Below are 17159 nucleotides of genomic sequence, written 5' to 3' on the forward strand. Positions count from 1 at the left end.
GGCTACGCGGCCTCGGCCTCCACCGGCGCGGGCAGGTCCAGCCAGTCCGCCCACCGGGGGTCCGGGGTGCGGTGGCCCAGCACCCGCCAGGCGACGCCCCGGGGCGCCGCGGGCGCCGCGTGCAGGCGCCAGCCCAGCTCGGCCGGCGTCTTGTCGCCCTTGCTGTGATTGCACTTCGCGCAGGCCGCCACCACGTTCTCCCAGGCGTGCAGGCCGCCCCGGCTGCGGGGGAAGACGTGGTCGATCGTCTCCGCCGAGCCGCGGCAGTACGCGCAGCGGCCGCCGTCGCGGGCGAAGATCGCTCGGCGGGAGAGGCCGACGTGCGTGCGGTACGGAACCTTCACGTACCTGGTCAGGCGCACCACCGAGGGGACCGGAAGGGCCTGCCGCGCGCTGTGCAGGATGCCGTCCCCGTCGGAGACGCATTCCGCCTTCGTGGTCAGCACCAGGATGGTGGCTCGACGCACCGACACGACGCACAGCGGCTCGTAGGTGGCGTTCAATACCAACGCGGAGGAGCCGACTGCGGGTCGTATGTCAGGCATCGTGATCACCCTTCGGGGTAGGTGCTTGTAACCGCTCCCATGTGCTTGTGGTCATAGGTCGAGCGCCGGATCTACCGGTGCTCGTGCGCCAATAGTCCCTGATGAATGACGAATTTGCGAGCAGAATCTGCGGTCGTCCCGTAAACGTCTGAGGTCTCGGGGGTGTACGTCCGCCCGCCCCGCGCCTGCGGCCGCGGGCCGAGGGCCGGTAGGTTAAGGCCCCGTGATCCTGCTAGCCCCTCCCGCACCCACCCCCGCACCCTCCGGCTCCGCCGATCTTTTCAGCGTGCCCGGGCCAACCGAGCTGTCGACGTCCTGCAAGACGGACGCGCTCTGCTCGTGGGTACTGGATCAGACCGGCATCCAGTGGCTCGCCAACAGCAGCTACGTGATCGTCGTCAAGCCGCTGCGGATCATCCTGATCGTCCTGGTCGCGATCCTCATCCGGTGGCTGCTGCGCCGCGGCATCCGGCGGCTGACGGCCACCACGTCGCGGGCCGAGATGCCGGCCCTGCTCAAGCCCCTGCGCGAGCGCACCGACAAGGAGCAGGACGCGGCCGAGAGCACGTACATCCCGGAGCGCCGCCGGCAGCGGGCCGAGGCGATCGGGTCGGTGCTGACCAGCTTCGTCACCGCGATCGTCTTCACCATCGCGACGCTGCTGGTCCTGGGCGAGCTCGGCTTCAATCTCGCCCCGCTGCTGGCCAGCGCCGGCATCGTCGGTGTCGCCGTCGGTTTCGGCGCGCAGAGCCTGGTCAAGGACCTGATCGCCGGCCTCTTCATGCTTCTCGAGGACCAGTACGGCGTCGGCGACACGGTCGACCTGGGCGACGCCATCGGGATCGTCGAGACGGTCGGGCTGCGGGTCACCACCGTCCGGGACATGCAGGGCGTGCTCTGGTACGTCCGCAACGGCGAGATCATCCGGGTCGGCAACAAGAGCCAGGGCTGGGCCATGGTGGTCATCGACGTCCCGATCGGCTTCGTCAACTCGGAGGAGGCGACCGCGGTGCTGCGCACGGCCGCGCTCGCCTTGGCCGAGGAGCCGGAGCACGCGACCGAATTCCTCGAGCCGCCGGAGGTCATCGGCGTCGACCAGCTGACCGTCGACGGCGCGGTCATCCGGACGATCGCCAAGACCACCGCCACCAGCCGGATCACCATCCAGCGGGAGCTGCGCCGCCGGCTCACCGAGGCGCTGGAGGCCGCCGGGATCTCCGAGCGGATCGCCGTGTCGCGGATGCTGCCCCGCGCGGCGGTACCCCCGAGCTACACCCCGCAGTCGACGAATCCCCCGGATACCGGGGGTGCGACCTGACCTGTGCGGACGGCATGATGGGGGATGTCCGACCTCCACCGAATGGCCGACATTTCCCCCGTACGCCCTAGCCAGGACTCGGACGATCGGGCAGAATCTCGCAAAGAGCATCTGCACATGCAGCGTCACGTTCGCGCGGCCTCCAAATCCGGGGAAACCGGGCGAATGTGTCCGGCCGCCGTCGGCGATCCCGCCGGCCGTCGCGATCGATGGAGGGCTTGGTGTCGGACGACCGACCCGCCGCGCAGCCGGCCGACCGGGCTGGCGGCGTGACGGAGCCGGAGCGCCCCGTGGCTTTCCGGGAGCTCTTCGCCGTTCAGGAATACCGCGCGCTCTACATCTCGCTGGTGGTGAGCTGGCTCGGCGACTACCTGGCCCGCGCCGCGATCGTCGTGCTGGTCTACCAGCAGACCGACTCCGTGCTGCTCTCCGCGGTGTCCTTCGCCATGAGCTACGTGCCGTGGATCGTCGGCGGCCCGGTGCTGGCCACGCTCGCGGACCGCTACCCCTACCGCCGCGTCCTGATCGTCGCCGACCTGGCCCGGGCCGTCCCGATCGCGCTGATCGCGCTGCCCGGCATGAACGTCTACGTCATCATCCTGCTGCTCTTCGTGGCGATGCTCGGCGCTCCGCCCACCCAGGCGGCGCGCTCCGCCATGCTGCCGCTGATCCTGGACCGCCGCCAGCTCGTCACCGGCCTGGCCGTCAACGCCTCGACCTCGCAGGCCGCCCAGGTCCTCGGCTACCTGGCCGGCGCGACGCTCGCCGTCGCGATCTCCCCCCGGCTGGGCGTCGCGCTGGACGCGCTCTCCTTCGTCGTCTCCGCCGGCCTGATCGCGGTGGGCGTCCGGCCGAGACCCGCGGCCGCCCGCAGCGAGCACCGGCACCTGCTGCGGGAGACCGGCGAGGGCTTCCGGCTGGTCTTCGGTACGCCGCTGCTGCGCTCGATCGCGCTGATCGTCTTCGCCCTGACCACGTTCACGGTCCTGCCCGAGGGCCTGGCCGCCGGCTGGGCCGCGCTGTTCCACGAGGATCCCTCCGCCCGCGGCTTCGACCAGGGCCTGATCATGGCCGCCGGCCCGGTCGGCTTCGTCATCGGCGGCCTCGGCATCAGCCGGCTGGTCCGCCAGTCACGGCGGCACCGGCTGATCAAGCCGCTCGCCCTGCTGGCGCCGGCGGCGCTGGCCGCGACCGTGTTCGCGCCGAGCGCCGCCACCGTCGCCGCGCTCGTGGTGATCTCCGGCATCGCGCAGGGCGGGCTGATGCCGACCCTCAACGCCGAGTTCGTGCTGGCCCTGCCGCACGGCTACCGCGCTCGGGCGTTCGGTGTCATGCAGGGTGGCGTGCAGGCCACCCAGTGCTTCGCCGTGATCGGCACCGGCGCCCTGGCGCAGATCTCGTCGATCCCCCTGGTCGTCGGCCTCTGGAGCGTCAGCGGGCTGCTGCTGATGCTGGCCCTGGTCGTCTACCTGCCGCGAATGGCCGCCGAACAGAGCGCCCCGGCGGTCCCCGCGCCGAGCGTGCCGGCAACGCGCGTCACACCGGATCCGGTCCGGCCCGGTCCTGCTGGCAAACTGGACGGGTGAGCGCAGCAGACGAACAACCGGAAGCCAGCTTCTTCGAGGCCGTCGGCGGCGAGCCGACGTTCCGCCGGCTCGTCGACGCGTTCTACGAGGGCGTCGCGCACGACCCCCTGCTGCGCCCGATGTACCCCGAGGAGGACCTCGGCCCGGCCGCCGACCGCCTGACCCTGTTCCTGATGCAGTACTGGGGCGGCCCGAACACCTATTCGGCCAGCCGCGGCCACCCGCGGCTGCGGATGCGACACGCGCCGTTCCGGGTCGGCCCGGCCGAGCGCGACGCCTGGCTGCTGCACATGCGCGCCGCGGTCGACTCGCTGCACCTGCCCGAGCCGCACCACACCGCCCTCTGGGACTACCTCGAGCGGGCCGCGTACTTCATGGTCAACACGATGGAGGCGCATCCCGGGAGCCAGCCCACTCGTTGATCGGAATAACAACGCGAACGTCTTGTCACAGGCGTCGCGGCCCGATCACAGGAGTGACCGATGCGACGCCGCCTGTTCGCCGCCACCGCGCTGACCTGCGCCGCCCTGCTGGCGTCGATGCCCGCCGCGGCCGACCCGGCCCTGCCGTCGGTGGTCTCGACCGACCCCGTCGACTTCACCCCGCACGTGCTCGACGGGACGGTCTGGGCCCTGGCCGTCGTGGGTGACACGGTCGTCGTCGGCGGCAGCTTCACCCGGGTGCAGGACAGCGACCGGAAGACCACATACCCCCGCAAGAACATTTTCGCGTACGGGCTGCGCGACGGCGTGGTGAGCGCCTTCGCCCCTCAGGTCGACGCGCCCGTCTACGCGCTCTCGGCCGGCCCGACCGACACCGTCTACGTCGGCGGCTCCTTCAAGACCGTGAACGGCGTCGCCCAGCGTGGCCTGGCCCGGGTCTCGGTCGCCGACGGCGTCCGGGTGGCCGCCTTCAACGCGAAGATCAACTGGGGCGACGTCCGGACGCTGAACGCCCGCGGCGCCCACCTCTACGCGGGCGGCACGTTCTCCTCGATCAACGGCGTCAAACGGGCCGGGCTGGCCCGCCTCGACGCGGGCAGCGGCGCGGTCGACGCCGGCTTCGACGCCAAGCTCTCCGCGCCCGGCCTGACCCGGACCCGGGTCGAGCACTTCGACATCACCCCGGACGGGGGCCGGCTGGTCGCGGTCGGCGCGCTGCTCAAGGTCGGCTCGGTCAGCCGTACGCAGATCGCCATGTTCGACATCACGGGCGCCGGGGCGGCCGTGACCAGCTGGTACACGGACGCGTACAAGCCGGCGTGCATGAAGGGCTTCGACACGTACCTGCGGCAGGTGAAGTTCTCCCCCGACGGGAAGTACTTCGTCGTCGCCTCCACCGGCCGGGCCTCCTCGCCGACCAAGCTGTGCGACTCGGCCGCGCGCTTCGAGACCGGCGGCAGCGGCAAGCACAACCCGACCTGGGTGCAGCGCACCGGCGGCGACTCGCTCTACGCCGTCGCGGTCACCGGCACCGCCGTCTACGTCGGCGGGCACAACCGCTACCTGGACAACCCGTACGGCAGCGACGCGAAGGGCCCGGGCCCGGGCGCGGTCGCCCGGGAGGGCATCGGCGCGATCAGCCCGACCACCGGCCGGGCGCTGTCCTGGAACCCGGGCCGGGACCGGGGCGTCGGGGTGCGGGCGTTCGAGGTCGTTCCGAACGGGCTGATCGTCGGCTCCGACACCGACAAGCTCGCCAAGGAGTACCACGGGCGGATCGGGATGTTCCCGCTGCCCTGATCGGCGCAGTGCGAAGGGCCCCCGGGTACGGGGGTCCTTCTTCGTCTCTCAGAGCAGTGCGCCCTCGTCGTGCAGCCAGTCGACGAACGAGGTCGCCACGGCGGCGCCGCAGTCGAGCATCTCCACCAGCAGCGCGTCGTGCGCGCCCGACGCGAGCGGCACCTGCAGCTCGGCGTAGATCGGCAGCTGACCGCGCTCGGTGGGGTCACCGACGTAGGCCTTGCAGAAACGGCGGGTGTGATTCCATTCGTTGACCACGCGGTACGCGCGGTCGGCCCAGTCGGGCGGGACGGTCGCGTGCGGACGGGCACGCATGACCAGGATCTCGTCGTCGGGTCCCTCGAGGGTGAACAGCACTGCGTGCCGTTCCCACATCGCCAGCAGGCTCCCGCCGCCGTCGGCGAGGAACCGGACGTCGAGCAGATCGAGGGCCTTACCGAGCCGCGCCAGGTCGACGGGGCCGACCTGGCCTGGTTCGTCGATCGCGGACAGATCGGCGGAGGACATCGAAGAGTGTCCCGGCTCACGCTGCGCCGGCACTCCGACGCGGACGCTGCTCTGCAACGCCACCTCGCCGCCGGTCTCGGGCTCATCGCCTCCGGCCGACCCGGGACGCCATGACCACCACGGCATCGTTGTGCACCTCACTCCCCAGCAGGCCCTCCGCCGGACGTAGCGGTGGACCACGGGGCGACGGTACCCGTACAGGTCGCGGAGGTCATCCCCTCAAAGGGAGGGCGCGACCGGAGGAACGATGCCTCATCACCCTTTCGGGTGAACCCCTATAGGCACAACGGTCAATTCTTTGACCGGCTGTAGCCATGCGACTCCATATGGTGCAGAAAGACCCACCCAGCGTCCCGCCACGCACACGCGGACGTATCGACCGTCCTCATCGGCCGGACCGAGGAAACCCATCCGCGAACTCGCCTGAACGAGCCGCTGCGACACCTCGACCGGGCCGGCGGCGGCCGGCGTGACGACCAGCGCGACGTGATCGAGCAACGCGTCGCGGACCGCGCGCTGCCCGACCGACCGGCCCGCGAGGCCGCCCGCGGCGACCTCGCGCAGCGTTCCCGCCGCCGCCGTCGCCAGCCGGCTCAGCTCCGCGGCCGTCACCGACTCGACGACCGTCGACCGGGCGGGCGGCAACGGCCAGCGCCAGTCGGCGTCACGGCGCGACGGCAGCTCCGGGCCGCCCCGCGCCAGCGTCGCGAGCAGCTCGGCGGCCGACACCGTCGCGTCACCCGGGCCGGGCCCGGTCACCTCGCGGGTGACCAGCACGCCCCACGGCAGCAGCGCCCAGAGCGCGGTGCGGTCACCCGCCGAGCGCAGCCGCACCAGCACCTGCCGGTCCAACCGGACCAGCCGGGCCAGGAAGGCGCCCGCGTCCGCCACGCCGGTGATCCCGTGAACGGTCATCGTCAAGCCTCCAGGTACGGCTTGAGGAAGTCGCGCTCCGGACCGCTCAGGCGGCGCGGGAACTGCTCGGCCAGGTTGTACGGCACGCAGACCGAGCTGGCCCGGCTGGCGAGCACGCCGTCGTCGAAGAGCTCGTAGGAGACGGTGAAGCTGGCCGCCCGCAGCCGGGAGACCCACATCTCGATGCGCACGGCGTCGCCGTAGTCGACCGGGCGCAGGTAGTCGACCTCGTGCCGGGAGATGACGATGCCGTCCTCGAACGACGTGAGGCCCTGCGCCCGCGCGCCGACGAAGAACATGGCGACCCGCGCCTCCTCGTAGAGGGTGAGAAAGCGCGAGTTGTTGACGTGGCCGTACGCGTCCATGTCGGACCAGCGCACGGCCACGTCGTAGACGAACCTAGTCACGCGTCAGCTTGCGATAGGTGACCCGGTGCGGCCGGGCCGCGTCGGCACCCAGGCGGTCGATCTTGTTCTTCTCGTACGCGTCGTAGTTGCCCTCGAACCAGAACCAGTTGTCCGGGTCCTCCTCGGTGCCCTCCCACGCGAGCATGTGGGTGGCGACCCGGTCCAGGAACATCCGGTCGTGGGAGATGACCACGGCGCAGCCGGGGAACTCCAGCAGCGCGTTCTCCAGGCTGGAGAGCGTCTCCACGTCCAGGTCGTTGGTCGGCTCGTCGAGCAGGATCACGTTGCCGCCGATCTTCAGCGTCATCGCGAGGTTCAGCCGGTTGCGCTCGCCACCGGAGAGCACCTTGACCGGCTTCTGCTGGTCCGGACCCTTGAAGCCGAACGCCGCGACGTACGCCCGGGACGGCATCTCGACCTTGCCGACCATCATGTGGTCGAGCCCGTCCGAGACGACCTCCCAGACCGTCTTCGTGCCGTCGAGGCCGGAGCGGTTCTGGTCGACGTACGAGAGCTTGACCGTCTCGCCGACCCGCACCGAGCCCGAGTCCGGCTGCTCCAGCCCGACGATGGTCTTGAACAGCGTGGTCTTGCCGACGCCGTTCGGGCCGATGATGCCGACGATCCCGTTGCGCGGCAGCGAGAACGACAGGTTGTCGATGAGCACCCGGTCGTCGAAGCCCTTGACCAGGTCCTTCGACTCGATAACGGTGTTGCCCAGGCGCGGGCCCGGCGGGATCTGGATCTCCTCGAAGTCCAGCTTGCGGGTCTTCTCCGCCTCGTTGGCCATCTCCTCGTAGCGCTCGAGGCGCGCCTTGGACTTGGTCTGGCGGGCCTTCGCGTTCGACCGGACCCACTCGAGCTCGTCGGTGAGGCGCTTCTGCAGCTTCTGGTCCTTGCGGCCCTGCAGCTGGAGGCGGGCGGCCTTCTTGTCCAGGTAGGTCGAGTAGTTGCCCTCGTACGGGTACGCGCGGCCCCGGTCGAGCTCGAGGATCCAGGTCGCGACGTTGTCGAGGAAGTACCGGTCGTGCGTGATCGCGATGACCGTTCCGGCGTACTTGGCCAGGTGCTGCTCCAGCCACTGCACGCTCTCGGCGTCCAGGTGGTTGGTCGGCTCGTCGAGCAGCAGCAGGTCGGGCGCCTCGAGGAGCAGCTTGCACAGCGCGACGCGGCGGCGCTCACCGCCGGACAGCTGGGTGACGTCGGCGTCCGGCGGCGGGCACCGCAGGGCGTCCATGGCGAGCTCGAGCTGGGAGTCGACGTCCCACGCGTTGGCGTGGTCGAGCTCCTCCTGGAGCTTGCCCATCTCCTCCATCAGCTCGTCGGTGTAGTCGGTGGCCATCTGCTCGGCGATCTTGTTGAACCGATCGAGCTTGGCCTTCGTCTCCGCGACGGCCTCCTCGATGTTGCCGAGGACGGTCTTGGTCTCGGTGAGCGGGGGCTCCTGCGCCAGCATGCCGACGGTGTAGCCCGGCATCAGCCGCGCCTCGCCGTTGCTGACGTTGTCCAGCCCGGCCATGATCTTCAACAGGCTGGACTTACCGGCGCCGTTGGGACCGACCACACCGATCTTGACGCCGGGGAGGAAGTTCAGCGTCACATCATCGAGCACGACCTTGTCGCCGTGCGCTTTGCGCGCCTTTTCCAGTACGTAGATGAACTGGGCCACGGTGCGGCCTACCTCCGTGATCGGGATTTCCGGGTTGCCGGACGAGAGGTCAATCTTTCCAGGTCGCCCCCGGCCACCTACAACAACCCCGTCGACACCGCCAGGATTCCCCGGCGGAATCACTCCGGCGTGACGTCCCAGCCCTCCGGCTCGCCCTTCTTGCGCACGATTTCCAGCCGCTGCTCATTGACGAAGAACGTGGTGCCGTTGGCGGCGACGGCGTGGTAGCCGTCGTCCTTCTTGACGACGTCCGTCAGGAACAGGGCGGTCTTACCCTCGATCCACGTCTCGTACCCGCCGCGGTTGCCCTGGTAGTACAGGCGTCCGGCCTCGTCGCTGCAGATCCACACCGTGGTACCGGTGCTCTCCGCCCGTACCCTCAAGACCTGGACCAGGGTCACGTCGTAGCCGAGCCGGCGGGCAGTGGCATGCATCTCAGGCGGGCAGGCGATGGAGGTGATCACCGGCTGGGTAGGTACAGAGCTGCCGCCGGGGACGTCCCGCTCGGGCGGCGTCCCGTGGTGTGAGCCCAGGACCAGACCCGCCGACATCCCGATGATGCTCAGAAATACGGTGGCGATGACCACAGGGAAGAACAGTGGTCGACGCGGCGGTAGAAGATCATCGGACAGGCTCACCGGCCAAGGATGGCACCCTCTGGCCAGAGGCGTCGCCGCGCGGCCGGAAGGTGGCTGGGAAGGCCCATACCGGCTACGCACAGTAGGCTCGATAGCGGGAACCCAGAACGACCCGGAGGTGCACTCAGCGTGGCCGAACGAAGTTCCTTTGTTGTTGTCGCCAACCGCCTGCCCGTCGACGAGGTCATCGTCGACGGCGAGCGGCAGTGGCGGCCTAGCCCGGGCGGCCTCGTCACCGCCCTGCATCCGGTGCTCGCCGAGCAGCGCGGCACGTGGATCGGCTGGGCCGGCGGCGCCGGGGAGGCGCCCGAGCCGTTCGAGCTCGAGGGCATCCGGATCCATCCGGTGCCACTGAGCGCCGAGGAGCTCGAGCGCTACTACGAGGGCCAGTCGAACGCGACGATCTGGCCGCTCTACCACGATGCCGTCGAGACGCCGGTCTACAAGCGTCGCTGGCGCGAGGCGTACCGGATCGTCAATCAGCGTTTCGCGCAGGCCGCCGCCGACGTGGCCGCCGAGGGCGCCACGGTCTGGGTGCAGGACTACCAGCTGCAGCTGGTGCCGGCGATGCTCCGCGAGATGCGTCCCGACCTGCGGATCGGCTTCTTCCTGCACATCCCGTTCCCGCCGATCGAGCTCTTCATGCAGATGCCGTTCCGCGCCGAGATCCTGCGCGGGCTGCTGGGCGCGGACCTGGTCGGCTTCCAGCAGCGGCTGGCGGCGCAGAACTTCGTCCGGCTGGCCCGGCACCTGCTCGGCCTCCGCTACGAGGGGCAGTCGATCCAGGTCGACGGCCGCAAGGTCAAGGCCGGGGCGTTCCCGATCAGCATCGACACCGCGGACATGGAACGGATGGCCGCCGACCCGGCTGTGCAGGCCCGCGCCAAGCAGATCCGCGCCGAGCTGGGCGACCCGGAGACGGTCATCCTCGGCGTCGACCGGCTGGACTACACCAAGGGCATCGAGCTGCGTCTCAAAGCGTTCCGGGAGCTGCTCGCCGACGGCAAGCTGAAGGTGCCGGAGGCCGTGATGGTGCAGGTCGCGACGCCGAGCCGGGAGCGCGTCGAGCACTACCAGACGCTACGGGTCAAGGTGGAGCGCGAGGTCGGCCGGATCAACGGCGAGTTCGGCCGGGTCGGCATGCCGGCCGTGCACTACCTGCACCAGTCCTACAGCCGGACCGAGCTGGCCGCGCTCTACCTCGCCGCCGACGTCATGATGGTGACGCCGCTGCGCGACGGCATGAACCTGGTCGCCAAGGAGTACGTGGCCTGCCGGGCCAACGGCGGCGGCGCGCTGGTGCTCAGCGAGTTCGCCGGCGCGGCGACCGAGCTGAAGCAGGCGTTCCTCTGCAACCCGCACGACCCGGACGGCGTCAAGGACGCGCTGCTGCGCGCCGCCGGCGCCGAACCGTCCGAGCTCAAGCGACGGATGCGCGTCATGCAGCGTCACCTGCGCACCCACGACGTCGCCGAGTGGGCGCGCACGTTCCTCAACGAGCTCGGCGTGACGGAGTCGAAGCCGGAGCCGGAGTCCGAGGCGGGCTAGAGGAAGAGGCAGAAGGGGTGGCCGTCCGGGTCGAGAAAGACCCGGACGTCCTCCTGCGGCTGGTAGTCGGCGAGGACGGCGCCGGCCTTCTGCGCGTGGCCACCGGCGTGCTCGAGATCCTGCACCCGGATGTCGAGGTGGACGCTCATCTGCGGGTCGCCGGGGCCGGCGGGCCAGACCGGCCGCACGTAACCGGAGTCGGTCTGGAACGACAGGCCCGGGCAGCCGTCGGGCGCGCCCAGCATCACCCACCCCGGCTCGTCCTGCACGACGTTCCAGCCCAGCAGCCGCTGATAGAAGGCCGCGAGTTCCCGCGCGTCCGGGCTGTCGAGCACGACCCCGGCGAGGGTCATGTGTGGTCGCTCACTCATGTGGATGGAGTACCCACCCGCCACCCGACTATCCCAGCACGGTGACGACGTCACCCACCACCACGACCGCGGGCGGCCGGACGCCGGCCTCGGCGGCGGCCGCGGCCACCTCGCCGAGGGTGCTGCGCAGCACCCGCTGGGAGTCCGTCGAGCCCTCCTGCACGATCGCGGCCGGGCTATCGGCGGGCCGGCCCTCGGCGATGAGCCGGGCGGCGATCCGCGGCAGGTTCTTCAGGCCCATCAGTACGACCAGGGTGCCGCGCAGCCGGGCCAGCGCGGCCCAGTCGACCAGCGACTCCGGGCTCTCCGGCGGCACGTGCCCGGAGACGACCGTGAACTCGTGCGCCACCCCGCGATGGGTCACCGGGATGCCGGCCAGCGCCGGTGCGGCGATCGAGCTGGTCACCCCCGGCACGACGGTCACCGGTATGCCCGCCTTCGCGCACGCGACGACCTCCTCGCCGCCGCGGCCGAAGACGAACGGGTCGCCGCCCTTGAGCCGGACGACGAACGCGCCGGCCAGGGCCCGCTCGACGATGATGCGGTTGATCTCCTCCTGCGCCACCGAGGCGCCGTAGGGGATCTTGGCCGCGTCGACCAGCTCGACGTCGGGGCGCAACTCGTCCAGCAGCATGCCCGGCGCGAGCCGGTCGGCGACCACGACGTCGGCGCGGGCGAGCAGCCGCCGGCCCTTGACGGTGATCAGCTCCGGGTCGCCCGGCCCGCTGCCGACCAGCGCGACCTGCCCCTTCAGCGACTCCCGCTCGCGCGGCGGGGTGGCCTCCAGCGCGGCGGCGATCTGATCGCGTACGGCCAGGGCGCGCTTGCGGTCGCCGCCGTCGGTGACCGCCACCGTGACCTGGTCGTGCCGGGTGACCGCGGGGGTCCAGGCCGTCGCGGCGGCGCGGTCGTCCGCGCGTACGCAGAAGACGCCGCGCCGCTCGGCCGCCGCGCTGACCTCGGCCGCCGCGGCCGGGTCGTCGACCGCCACCTGGACCAGCCAGGCACCGTCCACGTCGGAGGCGGTGAACCGCCGCTCGTGCCAGGTCAGCCGCCCGGCGTCCGCGTGCGCCCGCAGCGCGGGGGTCAGTGCGGGCGCGACGACGTCGACCCGGGCACCGGCCGCGAGCAGGGCCGGCATCCGCCGGGTCGCCACCGCGCCGCCGCCGACGACCAGCACCCGGCGGCCATCCAGCTTCAGCGCCAAGGGGTAGAGATTCACTTCTCCGAGACCCCCGCCGAGTCGAACGTGGCCACCTCGTGCAGCACCCGGACCGCGCCGGCGACGACCGGCAGGGCGAGCGCCGCGCCGGTACCCTCGCCGAGCCGCAGGCCCAGGTCGAGCAGCGGGGTGAGGCCGAGGTGGGCGAGGGCGACCGTCGCGCCGGGCTCGACCGAGCGGTGCCCGGCGACCATCGCGTCGACCGCGGCCGGGGCGAACGCGGCGGCCACCACCGCGGCGGAGCCGGCGATCACGCCGTCGACGATGACCGGAACCCGGCGCGCGGCGGCGCCGAGGATGAAGCCGGCGAGCGCGGCGTGCTCGAGGCCGCCGACGGCGGCCAGCGCGGCGAGCGGCTCGGCCGGGTCGGGCGCGTGCCGCTCGAGGGCGGCCGCGATCACGGCGATCTTGCGGGCGTGCGTCTCGTCGTCGATGCCGGTGCCGCGGCCGGTGACCGCGGCCGGGTCCGCGCCGGTGAACGCGGCGATCAGGGCCGCCGCCGGGGTGGTGTTCGCGATGCCCATGTCGCCGGTGAGCAGGCACCGCGCGCCGCCGTCGATCAGCGCGCCGGCCACCGAGATGCCCACCTCGAGCGCCGCGCGGGCCTCGTCGGTGGTCATCGCCGGCTCGACGCTGAGGTCCCGGGTGCCGCGCCGGATGTTCGCGTCGAGCAGGTTCTCCCCGCCGTGCAGCGGGATCGCGACGCCGACGTCGACCACCATCAGCGAGGCGCCGACCTGGCGGGCGAACGCGTTGATCACCGCGCCGCCGGCCACGAAGTTGGCCACCATCTGCGCGGTGACCTCCTGCGGCCACGGGGTTACGCCTTGGGCGTGCACGCCGTGGTCACCGGCGAAGACGGCGATCGCGCCCGGCTCCGGCAGCGGGGGCGGGCAGGCACCGGAGAGCCCGGCCAGGCGGACCGACAGCTCCTCGAGCTCGCCCAGCGAGCCCGCCGGCTTGGTCAGCCGGGCCTGCAGGTCGCGGGCCGCCGACATGGCCTGCTCGTCGGCGGGTGTGATCGCGGCGAGGGTCGTCTCCAGGGTCACGGTCGCTCCTTCAGCACTTCAACCAGTGTCGCGACGAACGCGTCGGTGGTGGCAGTGTCGCGCACCGCAATCCGCAGCCAATCGGCGCCCAGCCCCGGGAACGTGTCGCCGCGCCGCACCGCGTACCCGCGTTTGCGCAGTTCAAGGCGGATCTCTGCGGCACCCGCGAGGCGCAGCGCGACGAACGCGGAGGCCGGCGTGCCCGCGACAGTGACTTCCGGCACGTCGGCGAGGCGAGCGACCAGATGGTCTCGTTCCCGGGCGAGTTCCGCGGCGATCTCCCGCTCCGCGGCCACCGCGACCGGCCCCGCGCAGGCGGCGGCCGCCGCGAGCGCCGGCGTCGAGACCGCCCAGAGCGGCTGCGCGGCGGCGAGCCGGGCCAGCAGGCCGGCCGGGCCGAGCGCGTAGCCGATCCGCAGCCCGGCCAGGCCCCAGGTCTTGGTGAGGCTGCGCAGCACGATCAGGCCGGGAACGTCGCGGCGGCCGGCGAGCGACTCGGGTTCACCGGGCGTCCCCGGCCGGAACGTCGTGTCGGCGAACGCCTCGTCCACCACCAGCACCCGGCCCGGCCGGGCCAGCGCGGCGACGTCGGCGGCCGGGTGCAGCACCGACGTCGGGTTGGTCGGGTTGCCGACGAAGACCAGGTCGGCGTCCGGCGGCACCAGGTCCGGGTCGAGCCGGAAGCCGTCGGCCTCGCGCAGCAGCACCCGCCCGACGGCGTGCCCGGCGTTGCGCAGCGCCGCCTCCGGCTCGGTGAACTGCGGATGCACCACGACCGGCCGGCGCGCGTCGCGCAGCGCCTGCGCGATCAGCACGAACGCCTGCGCCGCGCCGGCGGTGAGCAGGACCTCGCCCGGCGCGCGGCCGTGCCGCGCCGCGACGGCCGCGGTGGCCGCGGAGTGATCCGGGTACGCGGCCAGGTCCGCCAGCGCCGCGTGGATCGGCCCGGACAGCCAGGGCGGCATCGGCTGGCGGCGCACGTTGACCGCGAGGTCGACCAGCCCCGGCGCGACCTCGGCGTCGCCGTGATGATGCAGATCACAGTCGCCGGCTCCGGCCGCGTACCCCGAACCGGGGACGGCCGTCCCGCCGGCGTCGTCACCATGAGGATGAAGATCCACGGAAGGGGTCACACGACCCAGCATGCCGGATGTGATCCGCCGGAATACTTCGGCCGTTCCGTCAGGACATGAGCTGTTTTGTCATACCTTCGAGAAGTGACGAAGAGCCGACTCGCCAAAGCCGGACGGATCGCCCCGCTCGTCCGGGCCGGGCTCATCGCGGGGGTCGCGATCGCCGCCCTGATCTTCCCGCTGATCGCGCTCGCCGGCGCCGCCGCCAAGGACGGCGCCACCGCGCTGCAGCGCATGCCGGAGGAGCTCATCGAGGTCCCCTCGGCACAGACCACCTACGTGTACGCCAACGACGGCCGGACCCTGCTGACCACGTTCTACGAGGAACACCGCCGTCCCGTCGACATCGGCGAGATGTCGCCGTTCATCACCAAGGCGATCGTGGCGTCCGAGGACAGCCGCTTCTACGAGCACAACGGAGTCGACGCCAAGGGCGTCGCCCGGGCCTTCATCGCGAACCAGCAGGCCGGCGGCGTCTCGCAGGGCGCCTCGACGCTGACCATGCAGTACGTCCGGATGGCGCTGCGCGACGGCGCCAAGACCCCGATGCAGGCGCTCAAGGCGACCGAGCAGACCACCGCGCGCAAGCTGCGGGAGATGCGGCTCGCGCTCGAACTGGAGAAGCGGATCTCCAAGGCCGAGATCCTGGAGAAGTACCTGAACTCGGCGTACTTCGGGCACCGCGCGTACGGGATCTTCGCCGCCGCCGAGGTCTTCTTCTCCAAGAAGCCGAAGGACCTGACCCTGACCGAGGCGGCCCTGCTCGCCGGGCTGGTCAAGGCGCCGTCCGCGTACGACCCGGCGACCAACGACCAGACCGCCGCCACCGAGCGGCGCAACTACGTCATCGACCAGATGGTCAAGATCGGCTCGATCACCGCGGCCCAGGCGGCGACGGCCAAGCGGACCCCGATCCAGCTGAAGCTGACCACCCCGCCGAACGACTGCGTCTCGGTGCCGAAGAAGCGCAACCACTGGGGCTTCTTCTGCGACTACCTGCGCAACTGGTGGATGGAGCAGCCGGCGTTCGGCAAGACGCCGCGCGAGCGCCTGGAGAACCTGCGCCGCGGCGGCTACAAGGTCGTCACCACGCTCGACCCGAAGATCCAGAAGTCGGCCATGAAACACATCCTCGACAAGGAGAAGAAGCGCAGCGTCTACGCGCACGGCGAGGTCGTCATCGAGCCCGGCACCGGCCGGATCAAGGCGATGGCGGTGAACCGCAAGTACGCGCTGAGCCAGAAGAAGAACGGCAAGCACAGCGACCGCCGCAAGCGCGACGAGGCCAAGGGCAACTACCCGAACACGGTCAACCCCCTGCTCGGCGGCGGCGACATGGCCGGCTATCAGGCCGGCTCGACCTTCAAGATCTTCACGTTGCTGGCGGCCCTGGACGCGGGCATGCCACTGTCCACGTCCTTCAACGCCCCGAAACGCTACGTGTCCAAATACATCACCGCGCCCGGCCCGGCGACCTGCGGGGTGCACTGGTGCCCCAAGAACGCCAGCAAGTCGATGACCGGGCGACAGACCATGTGGAGCGGCTTCGGCAAGTCGGTGAACACGTACTTCGTGCAACTCGAGGAGAAGGTCGGCGCCGAGAAGGCGGTCCAGATGGCGGAACGGCTCGGCCTGAAGTGGCGCACCGAGATCGACCGGACCCTGGCCGGCCCGGACCACGCCGACGGCTGGGGCGCGTTCACACTCGGCGTCAGCGACGTGACCCCGGTCGAGATGGCGAACGTCTTCGCGACCGTCGCCGCCGAGGGCAAGTACTGCGAACCGCTGCCCGTCCGCATGATCAACACCCGGGATGGCACCTCGCTCGAGTACCGGGGGAAGAAGGTCGCCGGGCCGCGCTGCCACCAGGCGCTGCGTGCCGAGGTAGCGCAGGCCGCCACGGACGCGGCCCGGTGCGTTACCGGCTACGGCGCGGCCAAGGGCGGGTGCGGGGGCTGGGAGACGTCGCCGATGGTGCACTCGGTGATGAACCGGCCGGTGGCGGGCAAGAGCGGGACCACGGACAGCAACCGGAGCGCCTGGTTCTGCGGGTTCACGCCGCAGCTGGCGGCGGCGGCCTTCGTGGCGGATCCCGACAACCCGGATAACACGGTGGGGACCAGCCGGGGCACGATCTCCAAGTACACGGTGGCGCAGACCCTGAAGGACGCCCTCAAGGGCAAGCCGAAGCTGAAGTTCACCCCGCCCCCGGACGACCTGGTCCACGGCGGCTGGTAACCACCACGCGGGCCGGCCCGGCCATTGCCGTCCCGTGGACTGACGAGGTCGTCCATCAGCGCGGGTTCACGGCCGACCGACGAGGCCAACCGCCAGCCCATGCTGCGGCCTACAAGGAGGCCGCCCCCGGCATTGGTCCCGACCGACCAGGTCCGGGCGTCGCCGTCAGCGGGTCGACGAGGTCAGCCACCAGCGCGGGTCCGCGACCAGCCAACAAGGTCAGCCGCCAGACCGAGCTGCGGCCCGCCAACAAGACCGGCCCAGCACTGGC

The 17159-nt window shown here is 71.4% G+C and carries 16 protein-coding genes; 6 read left to right on the forward strand and 10 right to left on the reverse strand.

Annotation, left to right across the window (positions count from 1 at the left end):
* Positions 1 to 2: 2 nt before the first annotated feature.
* Positions 3 to 545: an HNH endonuclease gene (locus ACIBSW_RS31065; RefSeq protein WP_354719721.1), complete on the reverse strand. Its 543-nt coding sequence runs from the start codon at positions 543 to 545 to the stop codon at positions 3 to 5.
* A gap of 286 nt (positions 546 to 831) precedes the next feature.
* Between ACIBSW_RS31065 and ACIBSW_RS31070 the strand changes: the two genes are divergently transcribed.
* The 4 genes from ACIBSW_RS31070 (at position 832) to ACIBSW_RS31085 (ending at position 5191) form a co-directional block, all read left to right on the forward strand.
* Complete coding sequence (locus ACIBSW_RS31070; RefSeq protein WP_354719719.1) at positions 832 to 1863, forward strand: mechanosensitive ion channel family protein; 1032 nt, start codon at positions 832 to 834, stop codon at positions 1861 to 1863.
* A gap of 221 nt (positions 1864 to 2084) precedes the next feature.
* The gene (locus ACIBSW_RS31075; RefSeq protein ID WP_354719717.1) at positions 2085 to 3449 is read left to right on the forward strand and encodes an MFS transporter; all 1365 of its coding nucleotides are present in this window, start codon (positions 2085 to 2087) and stop codon (positions 3447 to 3449) included.
* Complete coding sequence (locus tag ACIBSW_RS31080; protein WP_354719715.1) at positions 3446 to 3871, forward strand: globin; 426 nt, start codon at positions 3446 to 3448, stop codon at positions 3869 to 3871. Before ACIBSW_RS31075 ends, ACIBSW_RS31080 begins: the two co-directional genes overlap by 4 nt.
* A gap of 60 nt (positions 3872 to 3931) precedes the next feature.
* Positions 3932 to 5191 (forward strand): delta-60 repeat domain-containing protein, encoded by a 1260-nt coding sequence (locus tag ACIBSW_RS31085; protein ID WP_354719714.1) that lies wholly within the window; start codon positions 3932 to 3934, stop codon positions 5189 to 5191.
* A gap of 48 nt (positions 5192 to 5239) precedes the next feature.
* On the opposite strand, the gene ACIBSW_RS31090 is transcribed toward ACIBSW_RS31085, so the two are convergent.
* The 5 genes from ACIBSW_RS31090 to ACIBSW_RS31110 all read right to left on the reverse strand — a co-directional run bounded on the left by ACIBSW_RS31090 (position 5240) and on the right by ACIBSW_RS31110 (position 9240).
* Positions 5240 to 5824 carry a YbjN domain-containing protein gene (locus ACIBSW_RS31090; protein WP_354719712.1) on the reverse strand — a complete coding sequence of 195 codons (585 nt, stop codon included), beginning with the start codon at positions 5822 to 5824 and terminating at the stop codon, positions 5240 to 5242.
* A gap of 129 nt (positions 5825 to 5953) precedes the next feature.
* A complete protein-coding gene (locus ACIBSW_RS31095; protein ID WP_354719710.1) occupies positions 5954 to 6613 on the reverse strand; it encodes a hypothetical protein in 660 nt (219 codons plus the stop codon).
* Positions 6614 to 6615: 2 nt separating this feature from the next.
* Positions 6616 to 7020, reverse strand: coding sequence for a thioesterase family protein (locus ACIBSW_RS31100; protein WP_354719709.1), 405 nt, complete (start codon positions 7018 to 7020; stop codon positions 6616 to 6618).
* Complete coding sequence (ettA, locus tag ACIBSW_RS31105; protein ID WP_354719707.1) at positions 7013 to 8689, reverse strand: energy-dependent translational throttle protein EttA; 1677 nt, start codon at positions 8687 to 8689, stop codon at positions 7013 to 7015. The genes ACIBSW_RS31100 and ettA overlap by 8 nt, the downstream gene beginning before the upstream one ends.
* A gap of 119 nt (positions 8690 to 8808) precedes the next feature.
* Entirely contained in the window at positions 8809 to 9240 is a 432-nt protein-coding gene (locus tag ACIBSW_RS31110) for a hypothetical protein (RefSeq protein ID WP_354719705.1), read from the reverse strand.
* A gap of 216 nt (positions 9241 to 9456) precedes the next feature.
* Between ACIBSW_RS31110 and ACIBSW_RS31115 the strand changes: the two genes are divergently transcribed.
* Positions 9457 to 10875: a trehalose-6-phosphate synthase gene (locus ACIBSW_RS31115; protein ID WP_354719703.1), complete on the forward strand. Its 1419-nt coding sequence runs from the start codon at positions 9457 to 9459 to the stop codon at positions 10873 to 10875.
* Here the strand turns inward: ACIBSW_RS31115 and ACIBSW_RS31120 are convergent.
* Genes ACIBSW_RS31120 through cobC form a run of 4 tightly spaced genes read right to left on the reverse strand, consistent with a single transcriptional unit; the run spans position 10872 to position 14554 of the window.
* On the reverse strand, positions 10872 to 11246 hold the full coding sequence (locus ACIBSW_RS31120; protein WP_354719701.1) for a VOC family protein: 375 nt from the start codon (positions 11244 to 11246) through the stop codon (positions 10872 to 10874). The genes ACIBSW_RS31115 and ACIBSW_RS31120 overlap by 4 nt on opposite strands.
* Before the next feature lie 28 nt (positions 11247 to 11274).
* Positions 11275 to 12468: a uroporphyrinogen-III C-methyltransferase gene (cobA, locus tag ACIBSW_RS31125; protein ID WP_354719699.1), complete on the reverse strand. Its 1194-nt coding sequence runs from the start codon at positions 12466 to 12468 to the stop codon at positions 11275 to 11277.
* Complete coding sequence (gene cobT / locus ACIBSW_RS31130) at positions 12465 to 13517, reverse strand: nicotinate-nucleotide--dimethylbenzimidazole phosphoribosyltransferase (protein ID WP_354719697.1); 1053 nt, start codon at positions 13515 to 13517, stop codon at positions 12465 to 12467. The genes cobA and cobT overlap by 4 nt, the downstream gene beginning before the upstream one ends.
* Complete coding sequence (gene cobC, locus ACIBSW_RS31135) at positions 13514 to 14554, reverse strand: Rv2231c family pyridoxal phosphate-dependent protein CobC (RefSeq protein WP_354719776.1); 1041 nt, start codon at positions 14552 to 14554, stop codon at positions 13514 to 13516. Before cobC ends, cobT begins: the two co-directional genes overlap by 4 nt.
* Positions 14555 to 14734: 180 nt before the next feature.
* Between cobC and ACIBSW_RS31140 the strand changes: the two genes are divergently transcribed.
* A complete protein-coding gene (locus ACIBSW_RS31140; protein WP_354719695.1) occupies positions 14735 to 16888 on the forward strand; it encodes a transglycosylase domain-containing protein in 2154 nt (717 codons plus the stop codon).
* Positions 16889 to 17159 lie beyond the last annotated feature (271 nt).

The organism is Actinoplanes sp. NPDC049668 (assembly GCF_044465445.1).
Classification (GTDB): domain Bacteria; phylum Actinomycetota; class Actinomycetes; order Mycobacteriales; family Micromonosporaceae; genus Actinoplanes.